Annotated in this window: 19 protein-coding genes; 10 read left to right on the plus strand and 9 right to left on the minus strand. The window is 60.1% G+C overall.

Annotation, left to right across the window (positions count from 1 at the left end):
• Positions 1-76: 76 nt before the first annotated feature.
• From dnaJ to IPK79_09610, 4 genes are read left to right on the plus strand one after another with little or no spacing between them, the layout of a single operon-like run.
• A complete protein-coding gene (gene dnaJ, locus IPK79_09595; protein ID MBK8190685.1) occupies positions 77-1,243 on the plus strand; it encodes a molecular chaperone DnaJ in 1,167 nt (388 codons plus the stop codon).
• 17 nt (positions 1,244-1,260) lie between these two features.
• Complete coding sequence (locus IPK79_09600) at positions 1,261-2,202, plus strand: transporter substrate-binding domain-containing protein (GenBank protein MBK8190686.1); 942 nt, start codon at positions 1,261-1,263, stop codon at positions 2,200-2,202.
• The gene (locus tag IPK79_09605; protein MBK8190687.1) at positions 2,199-2,939 is read left to right on the plus strand and encodes an amino acid ABC transporter permease; all 741 of its coding nucleotides are present in this window, start codon (positions 2,199-2,201) and stop codon (positions 2,937-2,939) included. Before IPK79_09600 ends, IPK79_09605 begins: the two co-directional genes overlap by 4 nt.
• A 6-nt stretch (positions 2,940-2,945) precedes the next feature.
• On the plus strand, positions 2,946-3,641 hold the full coding sequence (locus IPK79_09610) for an amino acid ABC transporter permease (protein MBK8190688.1): 696 nt from the start codon (positions 2,946-2,948) through the stop codon (positions 3,639-3,641).
• A gap of 16 nt (positions 3,642-3,657) precedes the next feature.
• Here the strand turns inward: IPK79_09610 and trmD are convergent, their stop codons facing one another.
• Entirely contained in the window at positions 3,658-4,350 is a 693-nt protein-coding gene (gene trmD / locus IPK79_09615; GenBank protein ID MBK8190689.1) for a tRNA (guanosine(37)-N1)-methyltransferase TrmD, read from the minus strand.
• 44 nt (positions 4,351-4,394) lie between these two features.
• Entirely contained in the window at positions 4,395-5,600 is a 1,206-nt protein-coding gene (locus IPK79_09620) for a hypothetical protein (GenBank protein ID MBK8190690.1), read from the minus strand.
• A 199-nt stretch (positions 5,601-5,799) separates the two neighbouring features.
• Here IPK79_09620 and fsa point away from each other — a divergent pair, with 199 nt between their 5' ends.
• The 3 genes from fsa to IPK79_09635 all read left to right on the plus strand — a co-directional run bounded on the left by fsa (position 5,800) and on the right by IPK79_09635 (position 8,465).
• Entirely contained in the window at positions 5,800-6,459 is a 660-nt protein-coding gene (fsa, locus tag IPK79_09625) for a fructose-6-phosphate aldolase (GenBank protein MBK8190691.1), read from the plus strand.
• 362 nt (positions 6,460-6,821) lie between these two features.
• On the plus strand, positions 6,822-7,121 hold the full coding sequence (locus IPK79_09630) for a hypothetical protein (protein MBK8190692.1): 300 nt from the start codon (positions 6,822-6,824) through the stop codon (positions 7,119-7,121).
• 132 nt (positions 7,122-7,253) lie between these two features.
• Positions 7,254-8,465, plus strand: coding sequence for a DUF1385 domain-containing protein (locus IPK79_09635; protein ID MBK8190693.1), 1,212 nt, complete (start codon positions 7,254-7,256; stop codon positions 8,463-8,465).
• 157 nt (positions 8,466-8,622) lie between these two features.
• On the opposite strand, the gene IPK79_09640 is transcribed toward IPK79_09635, so the two are convergent.
• Positions 8,623-8,952: a hypothetical protein gene (locus IPK79_09640; GenBank protein MBK8190694.1), complete on the minus strand. Its 330-nt coding sequence runs from the start codon at positions 8,950-8,952 to the stop codon at positions 8,623-8,625.
• Positions 8,953-9,979: 1,027 nt separating this feature from the next.
• On the opposite strand from IPK79_09640, the gene IPK79_09645 reads away from it, so the two are divergent.
• Entirely contained in the window at positions 9,980-11,773 is a 1,794-nt protein-coding gene (locus IPK79_09645) for a glycoside hydrolase family 9 protein (protein ID MBK8190695.1), read from the plus strand.
• 12 nt (positions 11,774-11,785) lie between these two features.
• Here IPK79_09645 and IPK79_09650 read toward each other — a convergent pair whose 3' ends face one another.
• The 3 genes from IPK79_09650 to lipA all read right to left on the minus strand — a co-directional run bounded on the left by IPK79_09650 (position 11,786) and on the right by lipA (position 15,527).
• A complete protein-coding gene (locus tag IPK79_09650) occupies positions 11,786-12,766 on the minus strand; it encodes an alpha-ketoacid dehydrogenase subunit beta (protein ID MBK8190696.1) in 981 nt (326 codons plus the stop codon).
• 646 nt (positions 12,767-13,412) lie between these two features.
• Complete coding sequence (locus tag IPK79_09655; protein MBK8190697.1) at positions 13,413-14,567, minus strand: thiamine pyrophosphate-dependent dehydrogenase E1 component subunit alpha; 1,155 nt, start codon at positions 14,565-14,567, stop codon at positions 13,413-13,415.
• 27 nt (positions 14,568-14,594) lie between these two features.
• Positions 14,595-15,527 (minus strand): lipoyl synthase, encoded by a 933-nt coding sequence (lipA, locus tag IPK79_09660; protein ID MBK8190698.1) that lies wholly within the window; start codon positions 15,525-15,527, stop codon positions 14,595-14,597.
• 163 nt (positions 15,528-15,690) lie between these two features.
• Between lipA and IPK79_09665 the strand changes: the two genes are divergently transcribed.
• Together IPK79_09665 and IPK79_09670 are read left to right on the plus strand one after the other, a co-directional pair.
• Complete coding sequence (locus tag IPK79_09665) at positions 15,691-15,939, plus strand: hypothetical protein (protein MBK8190699.1); 249 nt, start codon at positions 15,691-15,693, stop codon at positions 15,937-15,939.
• Positions 15,926-16,732 carry a trypsin-like peptidase domain-containing protein gene (locus IPK79_09670; GenBank protein MBK8190700.1) on the plus strand — a complete coding sequence of 269 codons (807 nt, stop codon included), beginning with the start codon at positions 15,926-15,928 and terminating at the stop codon, positions 16,730-16,732. The genes IPK79_09665 and IPK79_09670 overlap by 14 nt, the downstream gene beginning before the upstream one ends.
• Before the next feature lie 28 nt (positions 16,733-16,760).
• On the opposite strand, the gene IPK79_09675 is transcribed toward IPK79_09670, so the two are convergent.
• The 3 genes from IPK79_09675 to IPK79_09685 all read right to left on the minus strand — a co-directional run bounded on the left by IPK79_09675 (position 16,761) and on the right by IPK79_09685 (position 18,237).
• Complete coding sequence (locus tag IPK79_09675) at positions 16,761-17,369, minus strand: hypothetical protein (GenBank protein ID MBK8190701.1); 609 nt, start codon at positions 17,367-17,369, stop codon at positions 16,761-16,763.
• A 42-nt stretch (positions 17,370-17,411) separates the two neighbouring features.
• Positions 17,412-17,699, minus strand: coding sequence for a hypothetical protein (locus IPK79_09680; GenBank protein ID MBK8190702.1), 288 nt, complete (start codon positions 17,697-17,699; stop codon positions 17,412-17,414).
• A 136-nt stretch (positions 17,700-17,835) separates the two neighbouring features.
• Positions 17,836-18,237 (minus strand): hypothetical protein, encoded by a 402-nt coding sequence (locus IPK79_09685; GenBank protein ID MBK8190703.1) that lies wholly within the window; start codon positions 18,235-18,237, stop codon positions 17,836-17,838.
• Positions 18,238-18,317 lie beyond the last annotated feature (80 nt).

Here is an 18,317-nt window from a genome sequence, read left to right on the forward strand (position 1 = left end):
GCGCGCTTGTCAGATTCATCCCCTTGAGATCCGTTTCCTTGAGCCTTCTATCGGCCCGTCGCCTGCGAGGATGACCGTGAGTACCGCCAAACGCGACTATTACGAGATCCTTGGCCTCAGCCGCAGCGCGTCCAAGGACGAGATCAAGAAGGCCTTCCGCAAAATCGCCAAAGAGGTTCACCCGGACGTTAACCCGAGCCCGGACGCCGATGCGCGCTTTAAGGAGTTGGGCGAGGCCTTTGACGTCCTCAGCGACGATCAGAAACGCCAGGTCTACGACGCCTACGGCCACGACGGCCTGAAATCCGGCGGCTACTCGCCCAGTTGGGATTTCATGCAGGGCTTTCCCGACCTCAACGACTTGTTTTCCTCGTTTTTTGGGGGCGATTTCGGCTTTTCCGCCGGGGGGCGACGCCAGCAGAACCCCTATCAGGGCGATGATCTGCGCGTGGATGTCGCGCTGGACTTCCACGATTGCCTCAATGGGCTGAAGAAAGACCTGCCCATTCAGCGCCTGACCCACTGCGATGAGTGCTCTGGCTCTGGTTGCGCGCCCGGAACGGGCCCCAGCGCCTGTTCCACCTGCGGCGGCTCGGGCCAGATTCGCCAGACGACGCAAACCATCATTGGGCACTTCACCCAAATCGGCGCATGCCCGCGCTGCCGGGGGATGGGCCAGATGATCGCCGATCCATGCAAGACCTGTAATGGCGCTGGCCGCGCTCAGAGCGAAAAGACCCTGACGCTGACCATTCCGCCCGGCGTCGATCACGGCACGCGGCTGCGCGTGGCGGGCGAAGGCAATGCGGGGCCGCACGGCGGGCCTGCCGGCGACTTGTACGTGATGATTCACCTTAATCCGCATCCGGTGTTTCAGCGTGACGGCTATAACATCCTCTCTACGCTGGAAACGTCATTTCCTCGGCTGGCGCTGGGCGGCTCCGTTGAGGTTGAAACCCTCGATGGGCTTGAATCCCTTAAGATACCCGCCGGAACCCAGAACGGCGCCGTATTTACGTTGCGCGGACACGGCATGCCCCATCTTAATCACCCGCAACGCCGCGGCGACCACTTTATCCAGGTGCAGGCCCGCGTCCCCACCAAGCTGTCAGGCGAAGAGAAGAAGCTGCTCGAGCAACTGGCCGAACTTGGCGATCGCCGAGAGGGTCGCAAAAAGCCGACGCCGCAATCTGCGAGTGTTCTGGGACGTTTCCGCGATGCGCTGGCGGGCGGCGGGGCCTGAGAAAGGACGTTTTCTCCATGTCTGCCCCCAAGAAGCGCCAATGGCTGTTGATTATCCTGATCGGCGTTGCGATCGCCTTGCTGGCGCTGTCGTTTCGCTCTTGCCGGGGCGCTTTGCCCAATCTGAACGCGCCGATGCTGGGTAAGACCGGCGAAGGCACGCTGCTGGCCAAAATCTATCGCTCGGGGCGGCTGGTTGCGGGCGTCAAGTTTGACGCGCGCCCCTTCGGCTACCTTGACACTGATGGCCAAATCAAGGGCTACGACATCGATCTTATCCGCGAAATCGCCCGCCGGTTGACCCGAACCCTCAAGCGTCGTACGCCGATTCAGCCGGAGTTTCAGCAAGTGCTGTCGTCGACCCGTATCATCGGGCTGAATCTGGGCAAGCTCGATCTGGTGGCCGCGACGATGACGATTACCCCTGAGCGCGAGACCCTGATTGACTTCACCGACCCCTATTACATGGCGCGTCAGGCGGTGATTACGCCGGTGAGCAGCCCGGCGCGCTCGATTCGCGATCTGGACCGCGCCACCATCTTCTACGTGATTGGCGCGACCAGCGAGCGTAATATCCGTCTGGCGTTGCCTCATGCGCGTTTTAAAGGCTTCAAGAGCGCTGTGGAGGCCTTTACCGCTCTGCGCGGTCATCGCGCCGAAGCTTTCACCAGCGATGACACCATTCTTTACGGCCTGATGGAAGACGGCTGCGATTTTCGCCTGCTGCCCGAGCGCCTGTCTCAAGAGCCTTACGGTCTGGGGATTCGCCAGGATCTGGATTCTCACGAGACTGAAAGCTTCCGTCTGGCGATTAATCAAATCCTGAAAGACATGCGTGAAGATGGCACGCTGGAACGCCTGCGCCAAAAATGGATGGGCCCTTACGAAGCGCCGCATCATTGCAATCCGCCTGCGCAGGGGAAGCCTGGCGCTTCCGTTCAAGCGGGCCCTTCGGGGTGAGCGTTTCGCCGGAACTGGCGGGTGGGATCGCCTTTCTGCAGGAGACAGCCCGCATTCTGATGGCGGCGGATATGCGGCAGGCGGCCCTGGTCACGCTGTGGCTCTCTGCGGTCGCCTCTCTGGGCGCGATTCTCATCGGGATGGTGGCGGCGTTCTCTCGCCTGTCGTCTTTTAAGCCCTTGCGATGGCTGGCGATCGGCTATATTGAGATATTTCGAAATACGCCGTTGCTGATTCAGCTCCTGTTCTGGTATAGCGGTCTTCAAAGCGTCGGCGTGACTCTCGCTCCCGAGCTTTGCGGAATTGTGGGGCTCTCGTTGTATACCGGAGCCTTTCTCGCGGAGATCTTTCGGGCGGGCGTGCTAGCGGTGTCCGCTCAACAGCGCGATGCCGGTCTGGCGCTGGGCCTGACGCCGTTGCAAGTCTACCTGCGCGTGTTGCTGCCACAGGCTGCCCGCATGAGCCTGCCAGCGGTGGGAAACCAGTTGGCGAGTCTGCTCAAGAACTCCTCGCTGCTGGCCTTTATCACGGTCGAAGAAGCTTTCTATATGGTTTATCGCGGCGCGGTAGAAGAGTTTCGACCTGCGCCGTACTTTCTGGCGGGGGCGGCGTTCTATGTGGCGGCAACGCTGCTGGTTTCGGGTGTGATTCACAGTCTGGATCGTTTGCTGGGCCGGCGTTTTAACAGGGCCGTTCTGCCTGCGTCTACTCCGGCGCTGACGGCGACCGGGAGTTAGGCCGTGATGCGCGATTTTCACTTTGAGGATATTCTCACTGGCTGGCCGCTCTTGGCTCAAGGGCTTGTCACGACAGTGATTCTTGCTGTGTTAAGCGCTCTCTTCAGCCTGCCGCTGGGAATTGCGCTGGGGTCTTTGCGCGCGGACGCTCCCCGCTTACTCTGGCCGTTGCGAGTGGCGGCGACGCTCTATATTGAGGGAATGCGCAGCCTTCCGCTCATTTTATGGCTGGCCTTCGTGCATTACGGCCTGATGTTCTGGGTGAATAATGCGCTGGACCGCCCATCCAGCTTCCTGGAATCGGCGCTCGCAGGATTTATCCTGTTTGAGGCTGCGTATTTTGCTGAAATCTGGCGTGGGGGGCTGCTGAGCGTTCGCTCCGGCGAGCGAGACGCCGCTCGGAGTCTGGGCCTTTCGCCATTGGACCGCTATAGACGCATCTACGCGCCGCTGGCCTTCTCGCGGGCGCTTCCCGCATTAGTCGGTCAGTTGATTTCCCTGTTGAAAGATACCTCGCTCGCCTCGATTATCGGGGTCATGGAGCTGACTAGAATGGGGGAAATCCTCTACCAGAACACGTATCACGACTTTGAAGCGCTTGTGTTTCTTGCTCTAACGTATTTTTTACTCTGTTTTGGCCTGTCTGCGCTGGGGCGCCGACTGGAGGCCATACTTTCCAAAGGCCGGGCGCAGATGGCTTAACGGCCTCGGCCTGTCGTTATGAGTCCAACAGGTCAGGACGCCGCCGCCGGGTGCGCTCCTGGGCCTGATCGCGTCGCCAATCCGCGATGCGCGCGTGATCGCCGCTGAGCAGCACGTCGGGGACGGGTAAATCGTCGTAGCAGGCGGGGCGCGTGTAATGAGGATAATCCAGCAAGCCATGGAAGAAAGAGTCCGCCTCGACGGAATCCCGCTTCTGCACCACGCCGGGAATCTGCCGACTGACGGCATCGACAATGGCCAGCGCAGCCAATTCGCCGCCGGTCAGAACGAAATCCCCCAGCGACACTTCCTGAACGCACGCCGTTCGTTTCTGTATCAGCGAGACGATGCGCTCGTCATAGCCTTCGTAATGCCCGCAGAGAATCACGATCTGCTGGCATTGAGACAGTTCAAGCGCCATCGCCTGATCGAAGCGGCGTCCAGCAGGGCTGGTCAGCAAGACCTGATGCGGCTGCGCTAGTGGCATTAGGCTTTTAAAGGCGTCGTCTACGGGTTGGCAGGTCATGACCATGCCGCTGCCGCCGCCATAGGGCGCATCATCGACCTTTCGGTGCGGATCGACGGTAAAATCCCTCGGATTAACAGCCTCTACACGGATCAATCCCGCTTGAGAGGCGCGCCCCAGAATGCTTGCGCCCACATACGGCGCAATCACCTCTGGAAACAGGGTCAGAATCGAAAACCGTATCATGCCTAAAACGTTGTCGTTGCTTGCCCGTTCGGGACTTGCCTTTAGTCCGGCTGTTGCGCGCCGGCGGTTTCGGGTTTCTCAGAGGCCTTACGCAGGCGCTCACGGGCGACTTTCTTACTGGCCGTCATTTTATCGGTCAGGGCGAGGCGCGCCAGCGGTTCGCGCGTGTATTGCTTGTAAATCACCAGAAAGTGCTGCAACTTCGGATTGTCGACGCTGAAGCTCAGATTGCCCGTCAAACGGCTGTTGGGATTGAGTTTCTGGAACCACAGACCTGAGTCGCCAAAGGGCGAGGCGTAAAAGATGGTCCCATTCTCATCTTCCAGCGCGATATCAAAGAAAGAGACGGTGTTCGCCGTTCGATTATCCAAGTCTACGCTGATCGTCAACTCGTTGGGCTCGCCAAATGGGTCGCTTCCCAAGCGCATGGCCAGAATTTTAGCCGTGAAGCCTTCTGGCGCAAAGTTCTTGGCGGCCTGGTCGGGCATATCGACTGTGGGGAGCTTGAGCGGCTCCTGCAGCTTGATTTTGAGATCCGCGCCCGGCTGAATCATTGCCGCGTGGCCCTTGGTGACGATTGCGGATGTCAGGCCCGCCGCGCCGCCCAGCGCCGCGCCGCCCGCCAGCGCGTAGCCGTTGGAGGCTGCAACTGCCGCCATTCCGCCATATTTCAAGACCATGACGGCACCGACGACCCCACCGACTGCGGTGTAGGCTGTACTGCGCCCAACGATCTTCGCCGCAGCGGTAAGCGGCTTGTCTTTGTTGGAAAACTGCCCCTCAATCGGGATTTCGCGCCCATCGGGGGTGATCAGATAGTCGAAACGCGTGGTGATATAGGCATTCCGTCCCGCCCAGCGCGGCCCCTTCGATTGCGAGACGATGCCGTGACACAGCGTCCCGCGCGGGATCACGGTCTTGCCGTCCACCTGATAATCGCGTGAGATTTTGGCAAAGAACTCATCGCCTTCGGTGGCGGAAATCGAGGTGAGGGGCGTGGTGACGGTCATTTCCAGATCGACGCCCTTTTCGATGGCCTTTACGTCATCGTAATTGACATGCGGGTCCTGGCGTTGCTCGCTCTGAATAATTGAGCCCTGTAAAGGTTCTTGCTCGGCATGCGCGACGCAAAGGCCCAGCGCAAAAGGGCTACTGATAGCCAGCGCCAGCATGCCGCCGTTCACGCGCCGGTTTAGACGGCGAAAGGGGCCTGAAAGGCTCTTGGGAATTAAAAGGGCGTCTGGCATGAAAATAGTCTCCGCACGCAAGGGCGTCGCGTCCCCTCAGCCGGATGCCTGTCGCTGAGGGCGCGTATTGTTATTCTACCCGCAAAGAGCCAATTTCCGTCACCTGTTTGCACGACGTTTGCGCCCCGCGCCGGGTTTGCCATAGAATGCCCTTGCCCGCGTTTTTTAGAACCCCAAGACTTAGAAAAGGACCGTTGCGATGCAACTTTTCGTGGATACCGCCAATCTGGATGAAATCCGCGCCGCCGCCGAAATGGGCGTCATTAGCGGCGTTACCACCAATCCAACGCTCTTGGCGCGTAATGGCGCGGGCAATGTCGAATCGGTGATCCGCGAAATTGGCGCACTGGTGCCAGGTCCCGTGAGCATGGAATGCGTCAGCGACGATTGCGCGGGCATGTTGGCCGAAGGGCGGCGCTTTCGCCAGTGGGGCGACAATGTATACGTCAAAGTCCCGTTTTGCGTTGAAGGCGTTAAAGCTGTGCGCCAGTTCAGCGAGGAAGGCATTCCCACCAATGTGACGCTGGTATTCTCCGCCAATCAGGCGCTGCTGGCGGCCAATGCGGGCGCGACGCTCATCAGCTCGTTTGTCGGACGGCTCGATGATATTGGCTACGACGGCATCCAGGTCATTGCGCAGGCGGTCGAACTGATGGAAACCCACCGCTTCGCCAGCAAAATTCTGTCGGCGAGCATCCGTCATCCGTTGCACGTCACGCAATCGGCCGAGGCGGGCGCGCATATTGCGACGATCCCCTTCGATGTCCTTAAAAAAATGTACCATCACCCGCTGACAGAAAAAGGCATCGCCGCCTTTACCGCTGACTGGCGGGCGCTTCAGGGCGCTGGCGCCCAATAGTCGCGCCTCGCATGACAATACGCCTCTCTGTTGAAGAGGGGGAGACGTCTGTTTCTTTCGCGATGTAACAGATCGTCTCGTTAATGGGCTTTAGCGGTATACAACATGCAAACAGCCTTTATAATAAAACGCAAGGAGAGGCAGTCTGATTTAAAAGGCAATGACAATCATCCGCAATGAAATAGGCTAAATTGCCCATTCATGCAATTCTCCTTCCCTTGTTTGTTCCTGTTTCAAAATGCTCGGAGTGCGACGCTCCGAACGCCACTGATGATCCGGCAGAGGCGATTAAATGCTCCGTGACGGCGCGATCGGCCCGACACGACAGTTTAACGCTGCATTTGACACAAGGTGATATTGCGATGAAACAATTACTCCGCCGTCCCGCCCGCGCCCTCAATAAAGGCTGCGCCAACGTCCGCCGCAAGCTGAATCAGCTCAGCGACGATGAATGCCGGACGTTTCAAGTGGCCGTCAACATTCGCCTGCTGAATCAGTCGCTATTACGGGCGCAATATGTTGCCATTAGCGCCATCGATCCCGTCTTCGAGGGCGAAGGGGCAGGCCCGGCGCAGGCTTTACGCATTATGGTCGAAGGTCCGTCGCAGAATCTTCGATATTTTGAGCGCCTGCTGCGTAAAGCGCGCCTTAGTATGGCGTAGCATGACAACCTTAAAGCAGCACGCTGACGACGCAAAAATGCGGACGTTTGCGCGATGCGTCACAGGCGGGCTGTTTTGCCGCTCGTATCCGGTATAATAGGGGCGACACTGGCCTTTTATACGGGATAGCCTATGCCGCTTGCGTCGTCCTCGTGCCCGGAGAATCCGCTTCCGGCGACCGGTCCGCTTCTGGACAGCCCGGCGCTGGCGCTGCTGGACGCGCGCCCGGTGTCCTGTATTGCGGAACGTCTTGACCCCATAGCCGCCCAGCGGTCCGATACCTTGCTCACTGCGCAGACGCTCGCCTTGTCGGCGCCGTGTGCGGGGGGCGAGCCCGACCCGCAGCGCGATTGCTATCCTGTCATCGATGCCAATGGCGCGTTGTGCGGCCTGATCGATGACCGAATTCTGCTTGGCGCAACGCGGGCTGCCCTCCCCACGCCTGTCGAGGGTCTTTCTGCTCACGCGTGTGTCGGCGAGGCGCGCGCGCGTTTTCTGCAAGACGCCGCCCTGCGCTGGATTCCCCTGATGATGGCGGACGGGGGCTATAGCGGCTATTGCGCCAGTCGTCAGGCGTTGCGGGAACTGTGTCTGCGCGCCGCGCCGAAACCGCCGCGTCTGGGCGGGATGGCGACGCCGCTGGGAGTGTATATCACGTCGGGGCGTTATCGCGGCGGCGCGCCTGCCTGGGCGATAGCGCTCAACGGCGCTGCGCTGGCCGTTGGCTCGACGCTGGCGCAAATAGCCTTCATGATCGCTTTTGCGGCGGCTATGACGTGGTTTCCGGCGCTGGGGAAACTGGGATTCCTGGCGCGGATCTGGCTGGAGACGGCGTTTTTGATTCCCGCGCTGTTTATCATGCTGCGGCTAACGCCACTGGCTGGGCTTCATGCGGCGGAACACATGACGATTAACGCGGTCGAGCGTCGCTTGCCGTTGACGCTGGAGGCGGTTCGCGGCCAATCGCGCGAGCATCGTCGCTGCGGTACGAATCTGACGGTTTTGCTTTCTGGGGCCTTGCTGGGCTGGCTGACGCTGGAGGCGATGGGGCCGTATGTCAATGAAGCCGGCCGTGTGCTGTTTCTGCTGGGATGGATCGTCTTGCTGATGCGCTATTGGCGGACAGCGGGGTTGTGGCTTCAGCGCTATTTCACCACGCGCGCGCCGAGCGACGCCCAGATTCAAAGCGGAATTCGGGCTGCTCAGGCCGTTTTACGCCAGTACGAAAGCCAGCCCCACGGGCCCACGCCCTTGTGGCGGCGTTTATGGGGCAGTGGCCTGCCGCAGGCCCTGGCCGGATTCTACGCCGCTCAAAGCCTGATCGACTGGCTGATGGGCGGCTGACGCGAAAGACGTCTGTAAACAACGACCAGCCCCTTTTTCGCAATGACTGCGTTTGGGGGCTGGTTCGCTGATGAGATTCTCGCGGCTACTATGCGCGCGAGACCTTCTGCTTCTCAGGCGTTTGCTGTTTATTCAGAGGATGGAGGATATTTGCGCATTACCCGGCAGCGGCAGCGCAGGCGCGCGGGCAGAATTTTTCGCTGAATTGCCGCAGTTGCTTGCGAAACGCGCTCATCTGGCGGATATGTTCAATCCACTCATAGGGATAATCCAGCGAGGGGTGTGAAGAAGCCGCTACCTGGGTGCTTTCCGCTTCGTCCTCGTCCAGGATTTCGTCCCAATCGTCGTCCAGATAGCCGCGCCAGTCGAGTTGATGATACTCCGGCAGCCTTGACGCCATGAACTGCGTTTCGTGAAGAGAAGTATGAAACGAGGCGACCGGCGGTTTTTCTGGCAGGGCGTCGTTTTGCGAGTTCCGATACGTCATGGCGCGAGGTCCTCCTTAATACAATATCGTCTTAAAACTTGCAGCGGGCGCAATGGGCGGGGCGAATGGCGAGGAGAAAAGCCCTTGCCCGTGGGTCTCAGGCGTTTCTGAGGCAAGGCATTGCGCCCTGCTACGCGCGCAGACGCTTTTCATTCAGGGACTATCTTCAATGGGCATGCGTCTTTTGGCTTCTTCCAGTCGCCCGGCTCGCTTGATAAGGCCACCAAGCCATGATCGCGCGGCGGATGCCGTTGGGACGCCGTACGCCTGACCATCACAGGGGAACGAATCGCCTTTATTAAAGAATTAATACCCTTCCTGAAGCGGACGACATTGCCGGAACTGGAATCTCCTCACGCCCTGAATTCTATTTGCCCGGCGGGCCAGCGCCAAGCGGTGTCAGTGTCGGGGGTGTTTCAGGGACGTCGTTCCGGGCAGGTCCTCCACTGCGTCTGAGCCACACGTTCTAAACGCTGCAAGTTTCTCGGTCTTTACAGCATACCAATGGTCCTGCAGTTAGACCACGCCCGATAGGATGATCTCATTCCTCCCTCCATCGGGGAGTACCTGACGGCGTGATGTTAGCCAACCGGGTCTGGCGCATAATGCAGCACAAGTTGATAACGAACGCGTCGCAAGCCGGACAGGGCTTGGCGAAGCAGGGGGCTCTGCGCCAGGAGGGGCGTCGCGGCTTGCTGCGATTTGCGTTCATTCCGGTTGGGTCTGACGTTGGAATATTACTCGGGTCTTAATGACTCGTTTGGCTTGCGTTTTCTGGGTCGATTCCGGGCTTGTGCGCTTTCTTCAGTTTGCATTTCCTTGGCGTATTAAGCGCCGGACGCTTACGTCCCAAAGGCTTTAAGTACAGGTTTTTATCAAACGACAATAAAACGGTTGGCTGTTAGACACGTGAATACCGCCGGCAACACATTCCAAGGGTGTTGCCGTCTTTTTATGTTCATATGAAGATAGCGGCGCGCGCCGACCGTGCGCTTGTGGTGTCAATCGTTGGGACGTCGCCTTGACCATGACCGATCGCGCACGCTCTTTTTCACGAGGATTCTCGTTTCGGGGCCTATCTGCCGCTGTTTTGGCTCTTGCGTCGCTGGGCGTCGTTGCTCAGAATCCGGCTCAGGCGCTGGAAACGCGCATGAATCCGTGGGGGTATCACCCGATGGCCCCAAAACGCCTGGTTCTCGAAGGCGTCGCGCCTCAATCCAAGCTGAAATTCTCGCTTTATGACCCCAATCGCCCCGGAATAACCCCGTTGACGCGCGGGCGGGTCGTGTATCGTTTTAACAACATTGAGAAATCCCCGGATAATTCGCTTCAGGGGCCTGCCGCTGAGCGTTGGGCGCTGGATTTCTCCGATTTTCGTCAGTCGGGCGACTTACAGCTTAAAATTGAGGGACTTGGCAAAGACGCGCCGCCTCTGACGCTGCTGCTGCGCGTGTCTGAGTTCGTCTACTGGGACGCCATGGTCCCTGTGATCCGCGCCTTCTATCTGCAACGCAGCGGCGTGGAACTTGACGATGAAGTAACCGGGCTGGCTCACGGCTTGTCTCATGCTGAAGACGCCCTTGTGGAGAGTCCGGAAACCCATGCCCGCTATCAAAAAGACGTTACCGGCGGCTGGTATGACGGCTCCGATTACAACAAGTACGTCACGCCGACCGGCCTTGCGATTGGCCGTCTGCTGTCGCTGTACGACAGCTCGCCGTCTATTTTTAACACCCTGAAGCTCTCGTACCCCTTGACGGAAGAGGGTTTGGGCGATCTGCCGGACTTCTTGCACGAGATGCGCTGGGGGCTGGATTGGATAATGGCCATGCAGCGCAAGGATGGCGCGTTTTTCCGCAAGGTCGCCGGGCGCGAAAAAGTGAGCAAGGGCCCGCCGGATGACGACACGCAGGAGCGTTTCGCCTTTGGCGCCACGTCTCAGGATACTGCCGTCGGCGCGGCGACGCTGGCGATGGCGTCTCGGGCTTATCGGCGCAAGGAAATGGGCTACGCCATCAAGTGCCTGCTCGCCGCAGAAGAAGGCTGGCGTTATCTCGCCGCCCACGGTATGACGCTGGAGGTATCGCCCGACGACGCGACCGGTTCGCGCGAGTATCTTAATCCGGACGGCGACGGCGTTTATCGCTTCTGGGCCGCGACGGAACTGGCGCTGGCGACTGGCAAGCCCGTCTATCGTCAATATCTGCTGGCGCATTATCGCCAAATCCCCGTGGCGTCTTTCTCATGGCGCAACCCGGCGATGCTCGCCATTACCGACTATCTGGCCCGTAACCCGCAGGATGATCCTATCAGCGCGTGGTTTCGTCCTCGTGTGATTCAGGCGGCGGATGCCCTGCTGAGCGAATCGCGGCGCGCCCGGGCGAATAACCCGCTGGCGACCAGTGTGACGCGTTTTGAAGATGGCGCCAGCGCGCAACTTTCTGAGCAGGCTGCGACTCTTCTGGCTGCCTATCGCTTGACGCGCGACCCGGCGTATTTAACGGCCGCTGTGGGCAATGTCGACTTCCTGCTGGGGCTTAACCCGCTAAGCCAGACGTTTGTGAGCGGTCTGGGCGCGCGGGCGGTTCAGCATCCGTGCCATCCGTGGATGAAGACCGCTAAAGCCACGATGCCCGGTCTGGTCGTCGCCGGGCCGAATGCCGCCGATCGAGACGGTAAAACGCCTGCCGACAGCGGCGCGCTGAGCTACCGCGACGACGTGGACGCCTGTGATAGTAATGCGCCAAGCTTGTTGTATAACGCCAGTTTCGCCTATATTCTGGGCGCGCTGAATCTGGAGTTCGCGCCGGCTGCGAAATAAGCCGCTGCTGGATTACTCAAACGCCATCAGCTCCTGAATGCCCAGATAAATGCGGATGGCATCCGGCGCATAGAGTCGCTCCAGCGTATACGGAAACGGCGTATCGAATCCTGCCACGCGTTTAATGGGCGCTTTGAGAGAATCGACGGCGCGCTCAGCAATCAATGCAGCGATCTCAGAGCCGTAGCCGCAGGTGCGGGGGGCTTCATAGACAATCAGCGCGCGGCCTGTCTTGCGGACCGAGGCGAGAATAGCGTCTTCATCGACGGGATAAAGCGTACGCAGGTCGATGATATCGGCCTGGACGCCGAGTTTTTCGAGCGCCTTGTCGGCGGCGGCCTCACAAGCGGGCACCATCGCGCCGTAGCAGAAAATCGACAGATCCGCGCCTGATCGCGCGTGACGGGCGGGCCCAATGGGCGTGACGCATTCGCCTTCCGGCGTTTCGCCTCGCACGGAGCGGTAGATTTTTTTGGGCTCCATAAAGATCACCGGATCATCGCCGCGAATCGCCGCTGCGAGGAGCCCTTTGGCATCGGCGGGGGTCGAGGGGATGACGACTTTCAGGCCCGGCGTATGGCAGAAATAGGCTTCAGGGCTCTGCGAGTGATACAGCCCGCCGCGAATGCCGCCGCCGTAGGGCATGCGTACGACGACAGGGCACGGATACTCGCCCCCGGAGCGATAGCGGTATTTGGCCATTTCCGACACGATTTGGTCGAAGGCGGGGTAAACGAAGTCGGCGAACTGGATTTCCGGCACGGGTTTCAGTCCATAGAGGGCCATCCCGATGGCCGCGCCGACGATGCCGGTTTCGCTGAGCGGGGCGCTGAAGACGCGCTCTTCGCCGAATTGTCGTTGAAGGTCGGCGGTGGCGCGAAACACCCCTTCATTCTCGCCGACGTCTTCGCCGAAGACGACCACGCGGTCATCGCGCCGCATTTCGGTTTGCAGCGCGTCATTGATGGCTTGCAGCATGGTGAGAGTCGCCATAGGGGAAGATCCTTTTACACTGTTGTTGACTGGGGCTCTGGAAAGAGAAAGCGGCGTTATTTTCAGGCTTTCAGGCTATTTTTCGCGCCTGTTCGCTTCTGCCCATTGGGAGTTGGAGGGCGCGCGCAGGAAGGAAAGCGCTTCTAAACGCCCCTTCGGCCCGCGAGCAAACCGGGAGTTTGAGGGCAGCGCCCTCAAGAATGAAAGAATAAATCCGGGTGGGGGTCCTCAGGGGGCGGGAACGGCCCTCTGAGCCCAGATCGTCTCTTAAAAGCGCCAAACGGCGTCGCGGTCCAAAGCAACCGCCCCGCCGATAGGCAGAAACTGTGCCCCACGAGCCAAGCGGGAGTTTGAGGGCAGCGCCCTCAAGAATGAAAGAATAAATCAGGGTGGGGGTCCTCAGGGGGCGGGAACGGCCCTCTGAGCCCAGATCGTCGCTTAAAAGCGCCAAACGGCGCTGCGGTCCAAAGCGACCGCTCCGCCGATAGGCAGAAACTGTACCCCACGAGCCAAGCGGGAGTTTGAGGGCAGCGCCCTCAAGAATGAAGGAATAAATCAGGGTGGGGGTCCTCAGGGGGCGGGAACGGCCCCCTGAGCCCAGATCGTCACTCAAATACGCCATCGGCGAAGATCCTCAGCCGCGCGACTAAAGCGGAAACTCGCCTTCACTGGCGCGATTCAACCCGCTCTCGCGGGCCAGAAACTCATCGCGCTGCAAGGCAAGAGCCGGCGGTAATTCGGCGTAAACGTCATCAAACATCGTCGCCCAGCCAGGCTCAGAAACTTTCTCGGCGGTGGCGCTGGCTGCGTTGACCGCAGTGCGGGCCTGCTCCCAGACCTCGGTTTCAGCGTCAGCGTCCCATAAAGCCAGATGCTCCAGATAGCGCCGCATCCGCCCGATGGGGTCTTTTGCAGCCCACTCAGCGGTTTCGCACTCGTCGCGATAACGCGAAGGGTCGTCAGACGAGGAATGCGGCCCGAGACGATAGGTGACCAGCTCGATAAGCGTCGGTCCCTCGCCGGAGCGCGCCCGTCCGAGCGCTTCGCGCGAAGCAAGCGCGACCGCCACAGCGTCATTGCCATCCACTCGCAGGGCGGGCAGGCCGTAACCCTGGGCTTTGAGGTGAAGCGTCTCGGCGGCGCACTGCTTGGAGACGGGCAGCGAGATGGCGTACTGGTTATTGACAATGAACACAACAACCGGCGCCTTGTAAACGCCCGCAAAGGTCAGCGCCGAATGGAAATCACTGGAAGAGGTGCCGCCATCGCCAATGAACGCGGCCACGGCCACGGGGTCTTTCTTGTATTTGGCAGCCATCGCGGCCCCCACAGCGTGAATCAACTGCGTGCCGATGACGCTGGAGGCGCTGACAAAGCGCGCGCTGCGATCCGTAAAGTGGGCGGGCATCTGGCGGCCCTTGGCGAGATCCTGCTCGTTGCCGAAGAGGTGGGCCATCATCCGCTCAAGAGGGACGTTTCGGCACAGGAGCATCCCATGCTGGCGGTAATAGGGGAAAATCCAGTCGTCGTCTTCGAGTGCGGCGCATACGCCTGCTGAGACTGCTTCTTCGCCGGTGGCGGAGACGCAGAAGCCAATGCGGCCGGAGCGTTGCAGGTTCCGCTGACGCTCGTCAAAGGCGCGAATCATCACCATATTGCGGTAGATGCGGCGCAAATCGTCGGGGGACAAGCCTTTTGGCGGACGCGCGCAACTTGTTCCCGCTTCGGGATCATCCTGCATAATTCTCAACAGCGAGTCCGACATCGGCGGATTCCTTCGGGTCACAGACGAGACGACCATAGCGGGTTCCTTTCGGCGACTTTCAGATTATACCCCGCTTCGTTCGCGAGGCGTATCCGAACGCAGCAGGCGGCGCATGAAATACTCGCCTGCGCGGTATGAACTGCGAACCAGCGGCCCGGCCGCGCAATAGAGGAACCCCTGATCATGTTCGGCAAATTCCTGCCAGGCTTTAAAGGCCTGCGGGGTCACGTACGCTTCCACGGGCAGGTGTTTGGGCGATGGCTGAAGATACTGGCCAAGGGTCAGTAAATCGACCTGATGACGTCGCAAGTCGCTCATGGCCTCGCGGATCTCGTCATCTGTCTCGCCAAGGCCCAGCATGAGCGACGATTTTGTAAGAACAGAGGAGTCTAGCGCCTTGATCTGCGCCAGACAGTCGAGCGTGCGCTGATAACCGGCCCGGCGATCCCGCACTCTTGCGGTGAGACGCGACACCGTTTCCAGATTCTGGCCCAGCACCTCGGGTTTTGCCGAGACGACGCGGGCCATTGCCTCGCGATTGCCCTGAAAATCCGGGATCAGGGCCTCGATAATCACGTCAGGATTCAGCTTGCGGGTTTCTTCGATACAGCGCGCGATATGGGCCGCGCCGCCATCGGGGAGATCGTCGCGATCCACCGACGTGATGACGACATATTGCCATCCGGCGTCGTGAACGGTTTGGGCGAGCTTGTGGGGTTCGTCTGGATCGATGCGGCCTTGCGGATCGCCGGTAGTGACGGCGCAAAACCGGCATCCGCGCGTGCAGATGTCCCCCAGCACCATAAACGTGGCGGTGCCGCCGCTCCAGCACTCGCCCATATTGGGGCAGCGCGCTTCCTGGCAAACGGTTGCCAGCCGCAAGGTTTCAGCGCGTTCGCGCAGCCAGGCGGCTTGTGGGCCTTGAGGCGGGCGGATTTTCAGCCATGAGGGCTTGGGGCCTTTGGCGGCTTGAGATGGGTTCTGGGGCGCTGACACGAAGGGCTCCCTCTCCTGAGCGTAAGTGGGGGCGGGCGCGCGGCTATTATAGCCCAAACGCGCCGTCGCGCCCGCCGTTTACAATTGACGCCCATGGGTTTGCATGCGCGACCTGCCATGATAGCGTGCTTGTAGTAGATTCTTCCTCTCGCTGGAAACGGCCATGACCCGCGCCGCCTCGGGCCGTAAACGCCCTGATACTGATACGAAGCCAGTTGATTGGATTTCAAGACCGCCTGATTTGAACACGCTAAATGAAGCGCTTGATGCCCAGATTCACCCCAAAGCCTTTTTCTCGCGCTTTTGTCGCGTTTCTGTTGTCTGTGATAGCCATCACAGCAATGCCTTCGATGGGCAGGGGCCAGAGTGCGCCCTCTCCCAACTTGCTGGCGGCGGCTTTGCCCGCAGCTGATCGCGATGAACAGGACACGATCCGTGTCTACGCACAGGCATCGCTTGCTGTTGCCTCCATTACAGCTATGAATGAGGGCCAACCGGCCGTGGGCGCAGGCTCGGTGATTGATCCCAGCGGGATTGTCCTGACATCGCGCCATGTGGTGGGTTCTGCCACCGAGGCGCAGGTCTCGTTACAGGACGCTGCGGGGCGAACGCATACCTACGAAGGCGTAGTGCTAGGCTGCGTAGGCGAAAATCTCGATCTGGCGCTGATTAAAATCAGCGGGACGCAGCCGTTTGCCTCTCTCGCGCTCGGCGATTCCAGCCGGGTGCGCGTCGGGCAGAAGGTATTGGCGATTGGGAATCCCTATGGCTTTGAACGGACGCTGACGCTGGGCGTGGTGAGTCGTCTGGACGCTGAACGTAACCGCATTCAGACCGATGCGGCGCTGAATCCGGGCAATTCGGGCGGCCCGCTGATGGACCGCGCCGGGCGCTTGATTGGCGTCAATCAGTCAATTTTTAACCCGGATGGGGCGCGAACGTATATCGGCATTGGCTTTGCGGCGCCGGTAAACGCCGCCAAAAGCTTTATTCGTCGCCTGGCCGCGCAACCGCCCGAGTCGCCTTCGCCGCGCGCCGCGCTCGCCCCCGGAGAAAGCCCGCTGGCGCGGTATCGCTTGCCCGATTCGCGCAATGGGGGCTTCGAACAAATCTCCATGCTGCTGCGGCGGATGGAATCTGACTGGCAGGCGGACTCGCAGGCCGCCGAGTCGCAGGCCGTTGACGCGCGCGCCGTCGGCGAGTAGCAAGGACGCCTGGACGCGTTCAGCACGCTCAGGCTTCTGTAATGCCCGCTTTCTTCAGATTAACGCCTGATTTTCGCAGCGCGTCGCGACCAGCCTCGCCGCCCTCGTTCCAGACGCGGGCAATCTGCTGATCGAACGCTTCGCGTCCGGTAAACAGGCCTTTTACGGCGTCCCACACAGTGCGGTTCTGGTCAACATGCAGGTTGCCGCGTGAGAATTCGACGTGAAGCGCCGGGTTGTGCGCTTCTGAGAAATTAGTCACTTTGAATCGCTTGCTGGCTTTCACCCATGTATTGGCGCCGATGAGCCCTTCTGCGAGGTCTTTGAAGAAGAACACGGGTACGCCGCCAAAGGCCATCAGCGAAATTGCCGTTTGGACCCAGCCGCGCGGGCGGGCGACGGCCATCTTGGTCGCTCGCCACAGGGCGCCTTTCACGTCACCGCGAAAGAAGGATCGGAATCGATCGCCAATCGCGCGGCGTGGAGCGTTATTGTCGGCTGCATGGTCGGTGAATCCCTTGAAGGGGCTGCTGGCATCTGGCGTACGCGTATTGCTGGCGTTGCCTGCGCCGTTGCCCGCCTCCGCCCCGAAATGCGCTTGGGCGACGCCGGTATTGAAATTCTGAATGCGAACCATTGTGAAACGTCTCCTCTCAGTGTCGAGTCCCCTGTAAGCCCCTTACGGGCGTGGATGATGCGCGTCGAAAAACTGCTGCGATAAGTACAGCGGGCGTAAATGGTCGCCCAGGCGCTTGAAAATCTGCATGGCCCGCGCGCCGCCTTGCGAATGCATCAGGTTGATATTGGCGTGATCGCGGCCGTTCAAGATGAATCCGCCCTGCTTGGGCGCGGGAATGAGCCAGGCGATATCGCCGCTCTCGGATGCGGCGGCTATCGGCTCATTGAGGTCGATGGGCTGCTGAAAAGCGCCGTGATGGTCATTATGGGCGTCAAAAATCGCGGACATACGGGGATCCCCTCTACGTGTCGCCTGTCTGGCGCTTTCAGATGGTGGTTAAAAGAGGGTCAACCCCGGGGCGTGCTAGTTGGTAAGCATTTGTAAAGCAGAGCGGCCCTATCCTCTGACGGGCAACTCTCAACCGTCAGACATGACGCCCGCTGGGGTCGTCGTCCGGCTCAACCTGCTCAGGATCGACGGGCAGGTTGCGATAGGTCACGATGGTGACGATGCTGTGCAGCGTCTGGGGCTGGCGATAGGTCTCTTCGAGAAAGCGCGCGATGGCTTCGGGCGTGCGCAGAGTGGTTTTCAGGCGCGCGCAGTCTTCGGCCGATAAATCGGCGATGGCGCAGGTTCTCAGCGGCCCGACGATGATCGCCCGGCGCAGGCGCGCGTGATGGCAGCGGATATCTACCTCTTCGTCGGCCTGCCAATACCCGCCGTCGTAGTAAAACGAGCCGGGCCGAAGGGCAAGACGCAAGGCCTCGCTGTCTTCCGCTAGAATTTCATCGCGAAAGGCCTGGGGCCAGTTGATTGCCTTTGCCATGGAGGGCGCTCTTTCCTGAGTGCTGTTGCTGCTGAGGCGCGCGCCCTTGAATCTCCTGCGGGGAATTTTTTCAGGGGAGG

The organism is Vampirovibrionales bacterium (assembly GCA_016712355.1).
In the GTDB taxonomy this organism is placed as follows: Bacteria; Cyanobacteriota; Vampirovibrionia; order Vampirovibrionales; family Vampirovibrionaceae; genus JADJRF01.